Raw genomic sequence first — 17,987 nt, 5'->3', positions numbered from 1 at the left:
AAAGCCGGTCCCTACAGACATTGCATCAGTGGAACAGGACAGCCGTTTTCTGCAAGGTCACCCACACACCCCACGCCAACGGAATACCCACCACCAGCCAGGCGGCGATCGCCATTGGCACAGTGCCGGACGCCGCTTTCCACTCGAGCGAGGTGGAAGCATCAGCGCCTTTGTCATGACCCAGCGCTTGTTCAGCGGCCAGTTCGGCATCGGTCATGAAGTACTTGTCCGCCACCGGGCGCACCAGCAGGTTGCAGATGAAACCCAGCACCAGCAGGCCGGCGAGGATGTACAAGGTGATGTCGTAGGCCGCAGCGCGTTCAACGCCGATGCTCAGCTGATATTCACGCAGGTAGTTCACCAACACCGGGCCCAGCACGCCGGCTGCGGCCCAGGCGGTCAGCAGGCGACCGTGGATCGCGCCGACCATTTGCGTACCGAACAGGTCAGCCAGGTAAGCCGGAACGGTCGCAAAACCGCCGCCGTACATCGACAGGATGATGCAGAACGCCGCCACAAACAGCGCCACGTTGCCCAGGTGACCCAGGTTCGGGATCAGCGCGTACAGGGCAAAGCCCAGGGCGAAGAACACGAAGTAGGTGTTTTTGCGGCCCAGGTAGTCGGAGAACGACGCCCAGAAGAAACGGCCACCAATGTTGAACAGGCTGAGCAAACCGGTGAAGCCGGCCGCGATGGCTGCAATAGATGCCAACTGGCCCGCATCCAGCTGACCGAATGTCAGACCGTTACCCAGCAACTTGCCACCGAACACTTCCTGCAACAGTGGCGAAGCCATGCCGAGGATGCCGATACCGGCGGAGACGTTCAGGCACAACACCAGCCATACCAGGCGGAATTGCGGGGTTTTCCAGGCCACGTTCACGTGCACGTGACGGTGAGTGATCATCGCGTTGCTGGCTTTTTTCGCCGGGGCGGTCCAGCCCTCAGGCTTCCAGCCGGTTGGCGGAACGCGGTATGAGAGTGCGCCGCCGATCATGAACACGAAGTAGATCACGGCCATGACCGCAAAGCTCTGCCATACACCGACGCTGGTCGGGGAAGCAAAGTGGCCCATCAAGGCCGCTGCCAACGGGGCGCCAACCATTGCGCCGCCGCCGAAGCCCATGATCGCCATGCCGGTGGCCATGCCGCGCTTGTCCGGGAACCACTTGATCAGGGTCGATACGGGCGAGATATAGCCCAGGCCCAGGCCGATACCGCCGATCACGCCGGAGCCGATCCACATCAGCCAGATCTGGTGGGTGTACACACCCAACGCCGAGATCAGCAAGCCACCACACCAGCACAGCGCCGACACAACGCCCGCCTTACGCGGCCCGGCGTGTTCCAGCCAGCCGCCCCAGATGGCTGCCGAGCAGCCCAGGAAGATGAAGAACAGGGTGTAGATCCAGCCCAGCATGGAAATCGGCCAATCGCACTGGGACGAAAAGACTTGGGCGATGAAGCTCATGTCCGGCGCGCAGGCGACCGGTGCGGTGATACCCAAGGCTTTGGACAGTGGCAGCCAAAACACCGAGAACCCGTAGGCCATGCCGATGCACAGGTGGATGGCCAGGGCGGCCGGTGGAACCAGCCAGCGGTTGAAGCCGGGCTTGGCGATAATGCGCTCCTTGGACAGGAACGCAGGCTGTGCGGCAGTTGAACCTGCCACAGTGCTAGTGCTCATTGGTGTTTCCCCCAGTTATTAGTATGTGCCCGTCAGGCGCTCTCTCCCTCGGCCTTGCACGCAGAGCGTTGGCCGTTGTTGTTGAGTAAAGCTCCATTTAAACGCGACGTTGTGTCGCAGACGACAGACGAACCTGCGCAGATTAGCACCTGTGGATGACAGAAAAACCAAACTGATATCACCTTTTTCGCGCGGCCTGATTTGTTTGACGTCAAATTCCCGTTTTGACGCGGCTAGATACAATGTAACGATGGGGGAACTGACGCACGCCGCCTGGCGTTATACTCTGCGGCTAAATTTTGAAATCGACATACAAGGACTCGCCCATGAAAGCGTTCGGCAAAATCCTGGGTCTGGTACTTCTCGGGCTGTTGCTGATCATTGTGGCCCTGGGCTTTGCCCTGACCCACCTCTTCGATCCCAACGATTACAAAGACGAGATTCGCCAGATTGCCCGCGACAAGGCCCACATCGAGCTGACGCTCAATGGCGACATCGGCTGGAGCCTGTTCCCCTGGCTGGGCCTGGAATTGCATGAAGCCAGCGTGGCGACCATGACCAACCCGACCCAACCGTTCGCCGACCTGCAGATGATCGGCCTGTCGGTGCGCGTGCTGCCGCTGCTGCGCCGCGAAGTGCAGATGAGCGATGTTCGTGTGGAAGGCCTGAACCTGCGCCTGAACCGCGACAAGCAGGGCCATGGCAACTGGGAAGACATCGGCAAGAACGTCACCGAGAAGACGGCCAATACGCCGGTTCCGGCTCCGACGCAAACCCCGGCTGAACCCGAACCGGAAAAACCGCCAAAACCGATCCGCCTGGACATCGACAGCCTGACGATCAACAACGCGCGCGTTGAATACAACGATGAGCTTACCGGCAAGCAGTTCAGCGCCGAAAGCATCCAGTTGAGCGCCGGCGCGGTGCACGAAGGCGCCAGCGTCCCACTCAAGCTCACCGCATTCCTGGGCAGCAACCAGCCGCTGATGCGCATCAAGACCGAGCTGAACGGCAACCTGCGCATTCAGCGTGCCCTGCAGCGCTACCAGTTCGAAGACATGAAACTCAGCGGCGAAGCCACCGGCGAGCCCCTGCAAGGCAAGACCGTGACCTTCTCCACCCAGGGTCAATTGTTGGTGGATTTGGCAGCGAACGTCGCCGAATGGACCAACATCAAGCTGTCGGCCAACCTGTTGCGCGCCCTGGGCGAAGTGAAGGTCAGCGACCTGAGCAAAGCCCCGCAACTGAGCGGCGCCTTGTCCATCGCTCAGTTTGACCTGGCCAAGTTCCTTGACAGCGTCGGCCACCCACTGCCGCCAATGGCGGCAGGCAGCCTGAGCAAAGTCGAACTGGTCAGCCGCCTTAAAGGCACATCGACCAGTGCGGCCCTGGAAGACCTCAACCTGAAACTCGATGGCAGCACCTTCACCGGTCGCGTCGCCGTGGATGATTTCGCCAAGCAATCTTTGCGCGTGCAGCTCAAAGCCGACACATTCAACGCCGACAACTACCTGCCGGCCAAGTCTGAGTCCGCCAAGGGCGCCGCCGCTGCGCGCCAGGCCGAGGTGCAAAACAGCGAGATGGGCGCCATGGCCGCCGGTGGCACCACACCGCTGCCGGATGCGCCGACCAAAGCCGCATGGAGCAGCGACAAACTGCTGCCATTGACCCGCCTGCGTACGCTCGATGTGGACGCTGACCTGGCTTTCGGTCAACTGACCCTGAGCAAATTGCCGATCCAGAACGCGGCACTCAAAGCCTCCGGCCTCGATGGCCAGCTCAAGCTCGACACCCTGAGCGGCGGCCTCTACAACGGCACCTTCCAGGCCAACGGCACCCTTGATGTACGCCAGGACATTCCGCTGCTGGCGCTGCAAACCCACATCAAGCAAGTACCGGTTGAACGCATCCTGCAAGCCCAGGGGCAAACCCCGCCGGTGAAAGGCCAGATCACCCTCGACAGCAACCTCAGCGGCCGTGGCAACAGCCAGAAGGCGCTTATCGACAGCCTGAACGGCACGGCCAGCTTCGTGATCAACAACGGCATGCTGCTCAACGCCAACCTTGAGCAACAACTGTGCACCGGCATCGCCCTGCTCAACCGCAAAACCCTGAGCAGCACACCGCAGGGCAAGGACACACCGTTCCAGGAACTGCGCGGCAACCTGACCTTCCGTAATGGCGTAGCCAGCAACCCGGACCTGAAAGTGCGCATCCCCGGCCTGACGGTCAACGGCAACGGTGACGTCGACCTGCGCGTACTGGGCATGGATTACCGCGTGGGCATTATCGTCGAAGGCGACCAGCGCGACGTGCCGGACCCGGCCTGCCAGGTCGGCTCAAACTTCCAGGGCATCGAAGTGCCGCTGCGCTGCCGTGGCCCACTGGAACTGGGCGCCAAGGCCTGCCGCCTGGACAAGGACGGCTTGACCCAAGTCGCCGTCAAAGCGGCCGGCAACAAGCTCAGCGAGAAGCTGGAAGAGAAGCTCGACAAGGTCAACCCACAGCTTAAAGACGCGTTGAAAGGCCTGTTCAAACGATGAGAAACGAGCAGTTTTCGCAGGCGGTGCTCGACTGGTACGACCGCCACGGCCGCCATGACCTGCCCTGGCAACAGGGCATCACGCCGTACCGGGTGTGGGTGTCAGAGATCATGCTGCAGCAGACCCAGGTCAGCACCGTGCTCAACTACTTCGACCGTTTCATGGCGTCACTGCCGACGGTCGAAGCCCTGGCCGCCGCGCCGGAAGATGAAGTGCTGCACCTGTGGACCGGCCTGGGTTACTACACCCGCGCGCGCAACCTGCAGAAGACCGCAAAAATTGTGGTCGCCGACTACGGCGGCGAGTTTCCCAAAGATGTGGAAAAACTCACTGAACTGCCGGGCATCGGGCTGTCCACCGCCGGCGCGATCGCCAGCCTGAGCATGGGCCTGCGTGCGCCGATCCTCGACGGCAACGTCAAGCGCGTGCTGGCGCGCTTTACCGCGCAAGAGGGCTACCCGGGCGAGCCGAAAGTGGCCAAACAGCTGTGGGCCACCGCAGAGCGCTTCACGCCACACGACCGCGTCAACGACTACACCCAGGCGATGATGGACATGGGCGCCACGCTCTGCACGCGCAGCAAACCCAGCTGCCTGTTGTGCCCGCTGGAAAAAGGCTGCGAAGCGCACATGCTCGGCCTGGAGACGCGCTACCCGATCCCCAAACCGCGCAAGACCATTCCGCAGAAACGCACGCTGATGCCAATGCTGGCGAACGCCGAAGGCGCGATCCTGCTTTATCGTCGCCCTTCCACCGGCCTGTGGGGCGGCCTGTGGAGTTTGCCGGAGCTGGATGACCTGCAAGACCTCGAACACCTCGCCCACCAGCACGCGCTCGAACTCGGCAAGCATCAAGAACTGCCAGGGCTGATCCACACCTTCAGCCACTTCCAGTTGGCTATCGAGCCGTGGCTGGTGCAGGTCGAGGAATCCGCCCATCACGTGGCCGAGGCCGACTGGCTCTGGTATAACCTCGCCACCCCGCCGCGCCTGGGCCTTGCCGCCCCGGTCAAGAAACTGCTGAAGCGCGCGGCCGACGTATTGAACGCAGGAGAGTCGTCATGACCCGCACCATCATGTGCCGCAAGTACAAAGAAGAACTTCCGGGCCTGGAACGCCCTCCGTACCCGGGCGCCAAGGGTCAGGATGTGTTCGATCACGTCTCGGCCCAGGCCTGGGGTGACTGGCTGAAACACCAGACCCTGCTGATCAACGAAAAACGCCTGAACATGATGAACGCTGAAGACCGCAAATACCTGGCAGGCGAGATGGACAAGTTCTTTTCCGGCGAGGATTACGCCAAAGCTGACGGCTACGTGCCGCCTGCTCAATAATTGATCAAAAACCGGGGTCGGCACGTAAGCGACGGTAATAATTAAATATTTTTTGAAAACTTGCTTGACGACCCCCTGAAAAACCAGTTTAATGCGCCCCGTTGCCCAGATAGCTCAGTCGGTAGAGCAGGGGATTGAAAATCCCCGTGTCGGCGGTTCGATTCCGTCTCTGGGCACCACTAATTAGTTTCAGGTGGTGCAAGCATCATCTGAAACACACAAAAAACCCGCCAAGTGCGGGTTTTTTGTTGCCTGCGATTTGTTGCCCATTGAATACCACCGGCCATGCCGCCGAATGGTGGCATCGTGATATGATTCAAAATATGCCAAGGCCGGCGAGTCACACGATGCGGATGCATCCCCTCCTGTAACCGTCAGCCATTGCATATCCATTCGCGAAGGCAAAACGACGGACTTAGACCTCCCCGTGCGTCCCCCCTTCAAAAAGCTGCAGCCCTTCGCGAACCAACCTTGAAGCCGCTCGACGCCATAAACACGGAAGAGTTATGTCCACCATCAACGAATTAAAAGACAAAATCGACACCAAGACCCTCAACATGGTGTTGCTGTCAGCCGCCACGGCGGGCCTGTATCTCTTTCTCTGGGTGTACAGAAGCAATTTGATCCTCAGCGAAACCACAAAAAACCGGGTGGTCGACAACACCTACATCATCTGGCTCGCGGTGTGTCTTGGCATGGGTGGCGCGCTCTCCGGAATGGATAGCGTGTTGCTGAATGCCATTGCGATGATTCTGCTCCTCGCCTCCAACGTGATGTACATCGTGTGGGCCTTCAAGGCTAAAAACGCGCTGTCTGAATACGCCCTCAGCGAACATAAAATCGATCTGCGGATGAACGCGTTCTACACCTTCTTCCTGAATATTTTCTACATCAACTACTGCGTCAACGACCTGCCGGAAGAGCAGAGAAAGCAAAATATTCTGCGCGGCCAGACCCAGCAGGCTTAAGACTTCACAGGGCGCAGGCCTGCGCCCGGCATCGCCGTCTCAAGGAGCACGAGATGAACTGCACACGCACTCGCCACACAGTGGCACTGACACTGCTCGCGTCACTGCTTTGCCTCGGCACTGCTCACGCAGCCAATGAAGAGCTGGCACAAGAGGTGAAGGAAAGCATGCAGGAGACGTGGGACAAGGACACGTCTCCCGGCGAAAACACGATCAAAGACCTGACCTTGATCAGCAGGGGCAAAAACAAATATCGCGGCTTGGTTGAGGTCGATGGCCCGGACGGTCACGAAACCTTGAGCGTGGATGTCATGGTCGACGAAGACAATTTGATCTGGGAAATCGCCGACTGACGCCTGCCGCTTGCTTCGCAATACCCAGGGATACGGAGCCCAACGTATCGCTTACTCGTTTGGGCACATGGAGAAACAAATGGCATACACATCGATTATTTTCAAAAACCCGAATACCGGCGCCATGAAAGAAGCCCCCGTCGGCTTTTCGTGGACGACCTTCTTCTTCGGTTGCTTCCCGGCACTGTTTCGCGGCGACCTGAAATACGGCCTGATTCAGTTCGTGATCGCAATGTTCACGATGGGGCTGAGCAACATCGTCTTTGCCTTCATCTACAACACGTTCTACATCAAGGATCTGATTGGCCAAGGCTTCAAGGCCCAGTCCATTGCCAGTGGCGACCTCAACTTCGCCTCGGCAAAAATCGGCATGCAGATCCCTGTGCTTCCGGCGGCCTGATCCACGACTGCACTGCGCACGCGCCAACAAAAAAGCCTGCTAATCGCAGGCTTTTTTGTCAGATGTGAAACCGTGAAGAGCTGCGCCGCTCAAGGCCATGCGCTTACTGGAGCAAAAACACCATCAGCGGGTTGTCGTTGAGCCGGCCCTCGAAGTTCGGCGCCTGTTGTTCCATCGACGTCCCTTTCAACAGCTCAGCCTCCTTACGCGGCACAATCACCCAGGATGGCCGGGGCAAGGTCACCAATTTCTCAGGCTCATTGCGACTCACAAACAGCGGCTGCTCGTCGTGATCCAGGTTCATCATGTAACGCACCGCCCACGTGTCGCGGCCGAGGTCGACAAACACCAAAGGCCCAGGCTGCGAAGCACGCAGCGCCTCTACCTGGCTGACAAACTTGCGGGTATCGAATTGCAGGTCTTTGGCCGGGTCGATCACCACCACCAGCAGCAACCATTGCGCCGCCAGGGCGATGACACTGAGTGATATCAGGCGCAACGCGCGGCGCCAGGCAATCAGCGCTGCCACTTGCAGCACCACCAGCACGCCGATCAGCAGCGGCAGCGATACATCAGGCCAATAGCCGTGCTTTTGCCACGCATGCCGACACACAAACAGCACCACCACGCACAACGCCGGCAGCACGGCGACAAGCCCTTCATAACAGCGGCGCACGCCCAGCAGCCAGCTTTGCGCCTGAAGCAGCCCATAGGTGGCGACAGCAGCGAACATCGGCACCATCGGCAGAATGTAGTACGCGCGCTTGAAATGCGGCACCGAGAGCCCGAGCAGGATCATCAACCCGCAGGCCGCGAGCCGAACCACCAATTGCACCTCTTCATTGACCAGGCGCTCGGACCAGCGATGGCGCAGCGCGATCAAGGTCGCCAGCGCCAATGGCACCACCGGGAAATACCGGTACAAACTCAATTTGAAGTAGAAGTAAAACGGCTCGCCCGACTCGTCGAGGCGCCCGCCGACCTGCATCTTGAACACCTCATCGGCAAAGGCATCACCACCACTGATCCGCGCCAGTTTCATCAACACCCACCAGCAGGCCGCGAGCAACACCAAACCCACCACGCCGTGAATCAGCACCTGCTTGACCCGTGCGCCAGGACGGCCCAGCGCCCAGTACACGCACACCACACCGCAGACTTCGATCAGCCCCAGCGGCCCGCGAATCGCGAACGCCAGCACAAACAGCGGGAACACCGCCAACTGCCTTACCCGCGAGCCCAGTTGTTCACCACTGTGCAGCAGGTAGAAACTGCCCACGCATAACAGCGCAATCATCTGGTCCAGGCACACCGAGCGCGACTTATCGAGCAATTGGGTAGTGAGCAGCGTGAGTAATACCGTCAGCAGCGCCCAAGGCCGGCCGTACGGCGCCAGCAAGCGATAGATCAGCGCGATGACGCCAGCCGACGCCAGTGCGGTCGGCAACACGTTCGCAAGGTGGTTCGGCGCACCCCACAAGCGGGCAAATACAAAGCTGAAGAAGGTCGCGGTACCGGGATAATCCGCGTACGGCTGACCGTAGGTGGTAGGGAAAAGGCTCGCACCGTGGCGAAACATTTCCTGCATGAACAGTGCCCAGCGTCCGTCAAACCCTTGGGGCACTTGGTCCCAGATACCCAGGGTAAACAGCAGCAAAGCGATCAGGAAAATGCCCAGAGACTCCAGGCGAAAACGGCTGCGATGGTCCATCAGTAATCCTTCCGGGTAGGGTACGCCGACGCCATGGTGCCGACTCCTCCCCTGAATAACGCCTGAACAGACCTGAAGATTCACGGGTTTACCGACAAGCGCGCCCTACCAGCACCGGGATCAGCCGGATGTAGAGTAGCTCGCCCACCAACTCCACCAGGGTTTGCAGAATCACCGCCGTGGCCGCCAGCCCGCGTACGTCTTCAGGCAAGGCCAGCGCCAAAGGCAGCACCACCAGCGAATTGCGGGTCGACGCACTGAACGTGACCGCCCGCGCCGTCGCCGCCGGCAACGCAAACAGCCGGGCCGCCAGCGCGCCCAACAGTGGTGCCAGCAGCAGGAAGCCGACGTAAACCGGGATCACTGGCAACAACAACCCGATATCCCGTACCACCGACGTGATTTGCAAGCCAATCACCACAAACAGCACCAGCGCCATGGCCGGCACCGGCAGCCAGGCCCAGACATGGTTCCAGGCGCTGACAACACTTGAGCGCCGCGCAAGGGACGTGGTGAGCACCGCCAGCACCATCGGCAGCACAATCAACAGCAAGAACGCCTCGACGAATGGCCCTACCGCCACCACCACTTGCGACTGCGCACCCAGCATGAAACTCAGGTAAACCGGCAACAGCACCAATTGCAGCAGCAACAGGATGGGCGTCGCCGCCAGCATCAGCCGCGAATCGCCCTTGCCAATGTGAGTGAACACCACCACGTAGTCGATGCACGGCGTGAGCAACACCAATAACGCCCCCACCAACAGTGCCGGGTGCGCCACAAGACCGCGGGTCAGTATCCAAACCAGCAAGGGCACCAGGATGAAATTGGCCAGCAACAACGCATATATGAAGCGCTTGTTACCCAACCCTTCGCGCAAATCGAGAAAGGGGATTTGCAGGAACATTGCGTACATCAGCACCGCGATGGCGGGCGTGACCAGCACGCCCAGACTCTGGGCCGATAAGGGCGCGAGCACGCCAAACGCAGCCGCCAAAAGGACGGCGGCGAAGTAAATCGGGATCTGGTTGTGCTCGAGGGTGTCGCGGGTCATGGGCCGGCTCTGGCTGATCAATGGATTGCAAGCCTAAGCACCCGGGAAGATAAGGTCGAGCGGCGCGACATTTCCTGCGCCCAGACCACGATAAATTTGTTAATTTCGGTTTCCAATAAAAGCGCGTGGCCCCCTACCCACCCAAAGCGCAAGGATTGAGCCGCACAATGAACCTGCCCACCCAACCCGCACCAGAAGCATTTCGCGAGCCCGCCGCCGACGGCTATCTGATCGGCGGCTTCACCTGGCGCCACATCCGCACCGACCCGGCGCGCCCCGTAGTGATCATCAACGCCGCCACCTCCGTGCGTTGCCGCCACTACTCTCGATTCGCCGATTACTTGTTTGCCAATGGTTTCGACGTCATCACCTATGACTACCGCGGCATTGGCGAGTCGCGCGCTGGCTCGCTGCGCGGCTTCAAGGCGTCATGGTCGGATTGGGGCGTGCTGGATTTCGAGGCGATGCTGCAACGGGCGCAGCGCGAATTTCCGGGCCAGCCGATTGATGTGGTTGCCCACAGTTTCGGTGGCTGCGCTGCCGGGCTGGGGGCCTCGGGCGCGGTGATTCGGCGGATCGTGACGGTGGGCGCGCAATTCGCTTACTGGCGTGATTACGACGCGAGCACCCGCTGGCGGATGTTCGGCAAGTGGCACGTAGTGATGCCGCTGATGACGGCCCTGTACGGCTACTTCCCGGGCAAGCGAATGGGCTGGCTGGAAGACACCCCTGCCGGCGTGGTGAAGGATTGGGCAACCCCAACACCCAAATACGAAACGCGCCCCAGCGGGAAAGCCCTGGGCGACCTGCCCTTTAGCCGCGTGAATGCGCAGGTACTGGCCATCAGCATCACCGACGACCCCTTCGGAACAGTTGCGGCGATTGAGCGGTTGCTGGGTTATTTCGACGGCAGTGAACGCAGCCACCTGCGAATCACCCCCGAGGATATCGGCGAAAAAGCCGTCGGGCATTTCGCTTTCTTTCGCAGTGAATATCAGGACCGACTGTGGCCGATCGCATTGGCATGGCTGCAAGAGGGCGCGCTGGCAACGGGTTCGCCAGGGAGACGAGTGACGGATCGCACCTAGATTCCCTTGGGATTTGCCCCAACCTGCGCTTCAATACCCCACCTCTATCCAGACCCCCAAGGACGTTGAGCCCATGGCCTCGCCGAACAAGCAGCAAAAACGCGCCCACCGGGCCAAAGCCAAGGCCAAGCAAAACCGCACCCAGCGCGCCGTCGCAACCAAACCGGATACATTTGCGGGCGACGACAGCCGCATTGACCTTGAGTCGGTGGATTTGACTGAATTGTTTGTCGAGATGCGTACTGCAGGCGAGACCAGCCAGCAAGCGCTGTGCGCGGCCTTCCTGGCGCACCCGTTGCTGGCGGTGGTGCTGGAGCAGGAAGGTGAAGAAGAAGCCACCGACTTTATCCTGGCGGCACTGATCGAGTATCGGCAGTGGGCCACGGACAGCGATGATGAGGCAGCTGCGCTGGCGTGGATTGAATCGCCGGAGTTTCAGGCGGATTACGTGGCGGCGTCCCAAGCACTGGCCAATTCAGAAGACTGACCCATAACACACTGTGGGAGCCGGGCTTGCCCGCGATGGCGGCGTGTCAGGCGAATAAAATATCGACTGTCAGTCCGTCATCGCGGGCAAGCCCGGCTCCCACATTGTTTAGCTGCACTCCATCAGCTCAGTACAGCAGCGCCCACTTTCTGCGCCTTGCGACGGCTCGCCACATACAACCCCGCCAATACCACCAGCAAGCTCAAAATCCCGGTCGCAATAATCTCGACCCGGTGCGCTTCCTGGAACAGCATGATGGTCAACGTACCGACGATAAACACCATCACCGCATAGGTCAGGCCCGGAAACAGCCACATCTTGAACACGATCTTCTCGCCTGCCGCCGTACGCTTCTGGCGCATGCGCAGTTGCGACACCGCAATCACCAGATACACCAGCAGCGCGATCGCGCCGGAACTGGCCAGCAGGAATTCAAACACGGCCGCCGGAGCCACATAGTTGGCGAATACCGCGAGGAACGCTGCGCCTGTGGACAACAGCACAGCCCAGTAAGGCGTGCCACTTTTGTTGGTGCGTTTGGCCACAGCCGGTGCGTCACCGCGACGGCCCAGGGAGAACAGCATGCGCGAGGCGGTGTACAGCGCCGAGTTCAGGCAGCTGGTTACCGCAACCAGTACCACCAGGTCGACGATCAGTTTTGCGTTAGGAATGCCCATGCGTTCCAGCACGGTCTGGTAGGAACCTACCGCCGCCAGGGTCGGATCGTTCCATGGCACCAGCGCCACCACGATGAAGATCGACAGCAGGTAGAACAAGCCAATCCGCCAGATCACCGAGTTGGTGGCCTTGGTGATTTGCTGGCCAGGGTTCTTCGATTCGGCGGCCGCGATGGTCACGATCTCGGTGCCCATAAAGGAGAACATGGTGGTCAGGATCGCCGCCAATACCGCGCCCGTGCCGTTTGGCATAAAGCCCTGGGTGTCGAACAGGTGCGAAACGCCGCTGACTTGGCTGGTCGGCAGCAAGCCGAAAATCGCCGCCAGGCCGAGGATCACGAAGCCCACAATCGCCACGACTTTGATCAGCGCAAACCAGAACTCGAACTCACCGTAGTTCTTCACGCTGAACAGGTTGGTGGCGGTCAGCAGCAAGGTGATGATCAGGGTAAATGCCCAGATGGCCACGTCGGGGAACCAGGCGTGGAGAATGGTCGCAGCGGCGTTGGCTTCCAATGGAATCACCAGCACCCAGAACCACCAGTACAGCCAGCCGATGGTGAAACCGGCCCAGTGACCGATCGCGCGGTCGGCGTAGGTGGAGAACGAACCGGTGTCGGGCGAAGCCACGGCCATTTCGGCAAGCATGCGCATCACCAACACCACCAGCGTGCCCGCAGCGGCGTAAGCCAGCAGTACGGCCGGCCCGGCGGCAGCAATCGCGTGGCCGGAGCCGACAAACAAACCGGCACCAATAACGCCGGCAATCGACAGCATGGTGACGTGACGCGGTTTGAGCCCCTGTTCGAGGTCATTGGAGCTTTGCGTACTACTCATTGACACACCTTTGCGAGGAATTGCGAAAACAGTCCGCCCGGCCTGCGATCTTTCTCGTGAAAAGAAACCAACGGGGCGTTCTTTATTTTTTACGCAAGATTTGCGCCAAAATGTTACAGAGCCGCGATTGACGCGGGCTGTAGGACAATTCAACAGAGATCGCAAGTCATTGAGAACAATGGCATTCCGCTATAGCGTTACCGACCGACCCACTTCTCGGATGGATAAACGCACCATAAACACACACAAAAAGTACGTGACGCCCCATTAAAGGGCTGATATGCACCGTTTGCCCGGTTAACCCTTCCAACCCCCGGCCAAAGCTGGCACCATCGCGCCCTTTTTTACGCGAAGCCTGTGGATTTATCGGGTTCAAACGTCTGTGGGTTGTTGATAGCGCGACACGCTGCTGCGCTGATGCGACACCCTGCCGCAGACCGCCCGTTTACCGTCCGCAGCGCTGTTGGCTGTCATCCAAACGCTATGCTAGCTTGGCGCCTCGCCAGGAAGGCAGCCCAACAGCAAGAACGCAACGCACACAATGAGGACCGCACATGGCCGAGGCCGCGCCCGCGCTTGAAATCCGCAACTTGCATAAACGCTATGGTGAGCTGGAGGTACTTAAAGGTATCTCGCTGACCGCTCGCGACGGCGACGTGATCTCGATCCTGGGTTCCTCCGGTTCCGGCAAGTCCACCTTTTTGCGCTGCATCAACCTGCTTGAAAACCCGCACCAGGGTCAGATTCTGGTGGCCGGCGAAGAGCTCAAGCTCAAGGCCGCGAAAAACGGCGCGCTGATGGCCGCCGACGGCAAACAGATCAACCGCCTGCGCAGCGAAATCGGTTTTGTGTTTCAAAACTTTAACCTGTGGCCGCACATGAGCATCCTCGACAACATCATCGAGGCCCCGCGCCGTGTGCTCGGCCAGAGCAAAGCCGAAGCCATCGAAGTGGCCGAAGCCTTGCTGGCCAAGGTCGGCATCGCCGACAAGCGCCACGCCTACCCTGCGCAACTGTCCGGCGGCCAGCAACAACGCGCGGCCATTGCGCGCACGTTGGCGATGCAACCCAAAGTCATCCTGTTCGACGAGCCGACCTCGGCCCTTGACCCGGAAATGGTTCAGGAAGTACTTAGTGTGATCCGCGCGCTGGCCGAAGAAGGCCGCACCATGCTGCTGGTCACCCATGAAATGGGCTTCGCCCGTCAGGTTTCCAGTGAAGTGGTGTTCCTGCACCAGGGCCTGGTCGAAGAGCAAGGATCGCCACAGCAGGTGTTTGAAAACCCGCTTTCGGCGCGCTGCAAACAATTCATGTCGAGCAACCGCTAACGGAGCAACATGCATGCAGAACTATAAAAAATTCCTTCTGGCTGCGGCCGTCTCGATGGCGTTCAGCGCCACGGCCATGGCAGAAACCTTGAAAATGGGGATCGAAGCGGCCTACCCGCCCTTCAACAATAAAGACGCCAGCGGCAACGTTGTGGGTTTTGACAAAGACATCGGCGACGCCCTGTGCGCCAAGATGAAAGTCGAGAAGTGCGAAGTGTATGTGTCCGACTGGGACGGCATCATCCCGGCCCTGAACGCCAAGAAGTTCGACTTCCTGGTGTCCTCGCTGTCGATCACCGATGAGCGCAAACAAGCCGTCGACTTCACCGACCCGTACTACTCCAACAAGCTGCAATTCATCGCGCCCAAAGCTACGGCCGACTTCAAGACTGACGCCGGTTACCTGAAAGGCAAGATTATCGGTGCCCAGCGCGCGACGCTCGCCGGTACCTACCTGGAAGACAAGCTGCCGGAAACCACCGCCAAGCTCTACGACACCCAGGAAAACGCCTACCTCGACCTGACGTCCGGGCGCCTGGACGGCATCCTCGCCGACAAGTACGTGCAGTACGAATGGCTCAAGAGCAAAGACGGTTTGGCCTATGAGTTCAAAGGCGACCCGGTTGTGGAAAGCGACAAGATCGGTATTGCCGTACGCAAAGGCGACCCACTGCGCGAGCGCCTGAACAAAGCCCTGGCAGAGATCAAGGCAGACGGCACCTACAAAAAAATCAACGACAAGTACTTCCCGTTCAGCATCGAATGATCTGAGCGACTTGCCCGACGCGCTCACCTGAGCGCGTCGGCTTTTAGCAATGCCTTGCGATATGAAAACACCATGAATTTCGATCTCTACGGATTCGGTCCCGCGCTTGCCGCTGGCGCGCTGATGACCGTCAAACTGGCGCTCACGGCCCTGTGCCTGGGGCTGGTGCTCGGCCTCTGCGGCGCGCTGGCCAAGACGTCCCCGTACAAGCCGCTGCAATGGCTTGGCGGCGCTTACTCGACCCTCGTTCGCGGTATTCCCGAATTGCTGTGGGTGCTGTTGATTTACTTCGGCACGGTCAATTTGATGCGTGCCCTGGGGGAGTTTTTTGGTAACCCCGACCTTTCTCTAAGCGCCTTTGCCGCCGGGGTCATCGCCCTGGGCCTGTGCTTTGGTGCGTACGCCACGGAAGTGTTTCGTGGCGCCATTCTCGCCATTCCCAAGGGCCACCGTGAAGCCGGTGTAGCGCTGGGCCTGTCGAAGTTTCGAATCTTTACCCGGTTGATCATGCCGCAGATGTGGCGCATCGCCCTGCCTGGCCTGGGCAACCTGTTCATGATCCTGATGAAAGACACTGCGCTGGTGTCGGTGATCGGTCTGGAAGAAATCATGCGTCACGCGCAGATCGGCGTGACCGTGACCAAGCAGCCATTCACCTTCTTTATGGTTGCGGCCTTCATGTACCTGGGCCTCACCGTGCTGGCAATGATCAGCATGCACTTTCTGGAAAAACGCGCCGCCCGCGGCTTCGCAAGGAGCACCCAATGAGCGGTGACTACAGTTGGCTCTCGCATTTCGACCTGGGCCTGAACTGGGCCGTGATCATCAAGTGGCTGCCGCGACTGGCGCAGGGCGCGACCCTGACCCTGGAGCTGGTGGCCATCGCGGTGATCGCCGGTCTGCTGCTCGCGATCCCACTCGGCATTGCCCGTTCTTCGCGCCGCTGGTACGTGAGCGCCCTGCCCTACGCCTACATCTTCTTTTTCCGTGGCACGCCGCTGCTGGTGCAGTTGTTCCTGGTCTACTACGGCCTGGCGCAGTTCGATGCCGTGCGTGAAAGCGTCATGTGGCCCTACCTGCGCGACCCGTTCTGGTGTGCCACCGCGACCATGACCCTGCACACCGCCGCCTACATCGCCGAGATCCTGCGCGGCGCGATCCAGGCCATTCCGCCGGGTGAGATCGAAGCGGCGCGCGCCTTGGGCATGTCCAAACCGAAGACGCTGTTCTACATCATCCTGCCGCGCGCCTCGCGCATCGGCCTGCCGGCGTACAGCAACGAAGTGATCCTGATGCTCAAGGCCAGCGCCCTGGCCAGCACGGTGACCTTGCTGGAACTGACCGGCATGGCGCGCACCATCATTGCGCGCACCTACTTGCCGGTGGAGATCTTCTTCGCCGCCGGGCTGTTCTACCTGCTGATGGCTTACATCCTGGTTCGCGGCTTCAAGTTGCTGGAACGCTGGCTGCGCGTCGATGCCTGCCAGGGACGTTGAAGCGCGCTTCAACGCGCTGAATGCATTCCTGATCGAGCACCAGGGGCTGTGGAAACCACGGCCCTTTACGCACCTGCACTTACCCTGGGAAACCGTGCACCCCGCGCTGGCCCAGTGGTTGCGTCAGCGCTCGCTGGCCGAGGCCGAGGCCAGTCACAACACGCCGCATGAGCTCCCGGCGCCCGCGCCTTTTCCACAACTTGCCGAACATGCTCAGCGCTTGAGTGCTGTGGATAAGTTGCCCGCAAGGGCGTTGGAAACCGCGCGCCACCGACTGAATGTGGATGTGCCCGGTCGCAAATGGCAACAAATCGAAGCCTTTGGCGCCGCGCTGCAATTTGCGCAACCCCCCACGCACTGGCTGGACTGGTGCGCCGGCAAAGGCCACCTTGGCCGCCGCCTGCTGCAACCCGGCCAGCAACTGACGTGCCTGGAATACGACCCGGCCTTGATCGCCGCCGGCCAGGCCCTGAGCGACCACCACGGTTTGCCCGTGACCCATCGCCTGCAGGATGTAATGGCTGATGTAGCGCTCAACCCCGAGCACACTCCCGTTGCCCTGCATGCCTGCGGCGACCTGCACGTGCGCCTGCTGCAACTCGCCAGCGCCGCCGGTTGCAAGAGGCTGGCACTCGCGCCTTGCTGCTATAACCGCATCAACGCCGACAGCTACCAGCCGCTGTCCGGTGCGGGCCGCGCCTCGCATTTGCAGTTATCGATTGAAGACCTTGGCCTGCCACTGAGCGAAACCGTCACCGCCGGCAACCGCGTGCGCCAGCAGCGCGACACCTCCATGGCCCGGCGCCTGGGCTTTGATCGGCTGCAACGTGAACTGCGCGGCTGCGACGACTACCTGCCCACACCGTCCCTGCCCGCCAACTGGCTGGATAAACCCTTCGCCGACTATTGCCGGGAGCTGGCAAGCCTCAAAGGTTTATCCACAGGCGCACAGGATTGGGCCACGCTGGAAGCGCATGGCTGGCGTCGCTTGGCCGAAGTGCGCAATCTGGAGTTGGTGCGAGGATTATTCCGACGCCCGCTGGAAATGTGGCTGGTGTTGGACCGGGCACTTTTCCTGTCGGAACAGGGCTACAAGGTTGAGATAGGCAGCTTCTGCGACGCTACGCTCACCCCTCGCAATATAATGGTGTTGGCCGAGCGCGATTAGGGGGCAAAATTTCCTGCACGTGCCCTGTGGATAACTCTGTTGATGGAATCTTTACAGAGGCTGTAGTCGTCTGCGTTACAGCTCAAAAGCC

General features: G+C 60.2%; 17 protein-coding genes and 1 tRNA gene. 14 read left to right on the top strand and 4 right to left on the bottom strand.

All coding sequences use genetic code 11. The features are described from left to right. Positions 1 to 25: 25 nt before the first annotated feature. The gene (locus BFW87_RS13165) at positions 26 to 1,687 is read right to left on the bottom strand and encodes an OFA family MFS transporter (protein WP_078740235.1); all 1,662 of its coding nucleotides are present in this window, start codon (positions 1,685 to 1,687) and stop codon (positions 26 to 28) included. A gap of 326 nt (positions 1,688 to 2,013) precedes the next feature. Here BFW87_RS13165 and BFW87_RS13160 point away from each other — a divergent pair, with 326 nt between their 5' ends. The 7 genes from BFW87_RS13160 (at position 2,014) to BFW87_RS13130 (ending at position 7,284) form a co-directional block, all read left to right on the top strand. After that, positions 2,014 to 4,230: an AsmA family protein gene (locus BFW87_RS13160; RefSeq protein WP_078740234.1), complete on the top strand. Its 2,217-nt coding sequence runs from the start codon at positions 2,014 to 2,016 to the stop codon at positions 4,228 to 4,230. Beyond that, positions 4,227 to 5,294, top strand: a complete 1,068-nt coding sequence (gene mutY / locus BFW87_RS13155) for an A/G-specific adenine glycosylase (RefSeq protein ID WP_078740233.1) — start codon at positions 4,227 to 4,229, stop codon at positions 5,292 to 5,294. The genes BFW87_RS13160 and mutY overlap by 4 nt, the downstream gene beginning before the upstream one ends. Further along, positions 5,291 to 5,563 (top strand): oxidative damage protection protein, encoded by a 273-nt coding sequence (locus BFW87_RS13150; protein ID WP_078740232.1) that lies wholly within the window; start codon positions 5,291 to 5,293, stop codon positions 5,561 to 5,563. The genes mutY and BFW87_RS13150 overlap by 4 nt, the downstream gene beginning before the upstream one ends. A gap of 103 nt (positions 5,564 to 5,666) precedes the next feature. After that, positions 5,667 to 5,742 (top strand) — tRNA-Phe (locus tag BFW87_RS13145). A 327-nt stretch (positions 5,743 to 6,069) separates the two neighbouring features. Then, positions 6,070 to 6,531 (top strand): hypothetical protein, encoded by a 462-nt coding sequence (locus BFW87_RS13140; RefSeq protein WP_078740231.1) that lies wholly within the window; start codon positions 6,070 to 6,072, stop codon positions 6,529 to 6,531. Between the two features lie 53 nt (positions 6,532 to 6,584). Then, entirely contained in the window at positions 6,585 to 6,884 is a 300-nt protein-coding gene (locus BFW87_RS13135) for a hypothetical protein (protein WP_078740230.1), read from the top strand. Between the two features lie 79 nt (positions 6,885 to 6,963). Beyond that, the gene (locus BFW87_RS13130) at positions 6,964 to 7,284 is read left to right on the top strand and encodes a hypothetical protein (protein WP_078740229.1); all 321 of its coding nucleotides are present in this window, start codon (positions 6,964 to 6,966) and stop codon (positions 7,282 to 7,284) included. A 103-nt stretch (positions 7,285 to 7,387) separates the two neighbouring features. Here the strand turns inward: BFW87_RS13130 and BFW87_RS13125 are convergent, their stop codons facing one another. After that, the gene (locus BFW87_RS13125) at positions 7,388 to 8,995 is read right to left on the bottom strand and encodes an ArnT family glycosyltransferase (protein WP_078740228.1); all 1,608 of its coding nucleotides are present in this window, start codon (positions 8,993 to 8,995) and stop codon (positions 7,388 to 7,390) included. Between the two features lie 88 nt (positions 8,996 to 9,083). Next, positions 9,084 to 10,049, bottom strand: a complete 966-nt coding sequence (locus BFW87_RS13120; protein WP_078740227.1) for an arsenic resistance protein — start codon at positions 10,047 to 10,049, stop codon at positions 9,084 to 9,086. Between the two features lie 167 nt (positions 10,050 to 10,216). Here BFW87_RS13120 and BFW87_RS13115 point away from each other — a divergent pair, with 167 nt between their 5' ends. Together BFW87_RS13115 and BFW87_RS13110 are read left to right on the top strand one after the other, a co-directional pair. Then, positions 10,217 to 11,137, top strand: coding sequence for an alpha/beta hydrolase family protein (locus BFW87_RS13115; RefSeq protein ID WP_078740226.1), 921 nt, complete (start codon positions 10,217 to 10,219; stop codon positions 11,135 to 11,137). Between the two features lie 73 nt (positions 11,138 to 11,210). Then, positions 11,211 to 11,624 carry a hypothetical protein gene (locus tag BFW87_RS13110; protein WP_078740225.1) on the top strand — a complete coding sequence of 138 codons (414 nt, stop codon included), beginning with the start codon at positions 11,211 to 11,213 and terminating at the stop codon, positions 11,622 to 11,624. 122 nt (positions 11,625 to 11,746) lie between these two features. Here the strand turns inward: BFW87_RS13110 and gabP are convergent, their stop codons facing one another. Beyond that, positions 11,747 to 13,138 (bottom strand): GABA permease, encoded by a 1,392-nt coding sequence (gene gabP / locus BFW87_RS13105; RefSeq protein WP_078740224.1) that lies wholly within the window; start codon positions 13,136 to 13,138, stop codon positions 11,747 to 11,749. 554 nt (positions 13,139 to 13,692) lie between these two features. Here gabP and BFW87_RS13100 point away from each other — a divergent pair. The 5 genes from BFW87_RS13100 to BFW87_RS13080 all read left to right on the top strand — a co-directional run bounded on the left by BFW87_RS13100 (position 13,693) and on the right by BFW87_RS13080 (position 17,896). After that, the gene (locus BFW87_RS13100; protein ID WP_078740223.1) at positions 13,693 to 14,466 is read left to right on the top strand and encodes an ABC transporter ATP-binding protein; all 774 of its coding nucleotides are present in this window, start codon (positions 13,693 to 13,695) and stop codon (positions 14,464 to 14,466) included. A 13-nt stretch (positions 14,467 to 14,479) separates the two neighbouring features. Beyond that, on the top strand, positions 14,480 to 15,232 hold the full coding sequence (locus BFW87_RS13095; protein WP_078740222.1) for an ABC transporter substrate-binding protein: 753 nt from the start codon (positions 14,480 to 14,482) through the stop codon (positions 15,230 to 15,232). A 72-nt stretch (positions 15,233 to 15,304) separates the two neighbouring features. Next, positions 15,305 to 16,000, top strand: a complete 696-nt coding sequence (locus tag BFW87_RS13090) for an ABC transporter permease (protein WP_078740221.1) — start codon at positions 15,305 to 15,307, stop codon at positions 15,998 to 16,000. Positions 16,001 to 16,038: 38 nt separating this feature from the next. Beyond that, positions 16,039 to 16,728 (top strand): ABC transporter permease, encoded by a 690-nt coding sequence (locus BFW87_RS13085; RefSeq protein WP_078740550.1) that lies wholly within the window; start codon positions 16,039 to 16,041, stop codon positions 16,726 to 16,728. Next, positions 16,709 to 17,896: a methyltransferase gene (locus BFW87_RS13080; protein WP_078740220.1), complete on the top strand. Its 1,188-nt coding sequence runs from the start codon at positions 16,709 to 16,711 to the stop codon at positions 17,894 to 17,896. Before BFW87_RS13085 ends, BFW87_RS13080 begins: the two co-directional genes overlap by 20 nt. Positions 17,897 to 17,987: the final 91 nt, after the last annotated feature.

This window comes from Pseudomonas fluorescens, from assembly GCF_002022275.1.
GTDB lineage: Bacteria > Pseudomonadota > Gammaproteobacteria > Pseudomonadales > Pseudomonadaceae > Aquipseudomonas > Aquipseudomonas fluorescens_AJ.
This window is presented reverse-complemented; position numbering and strand designations above follow the sequence as displayed.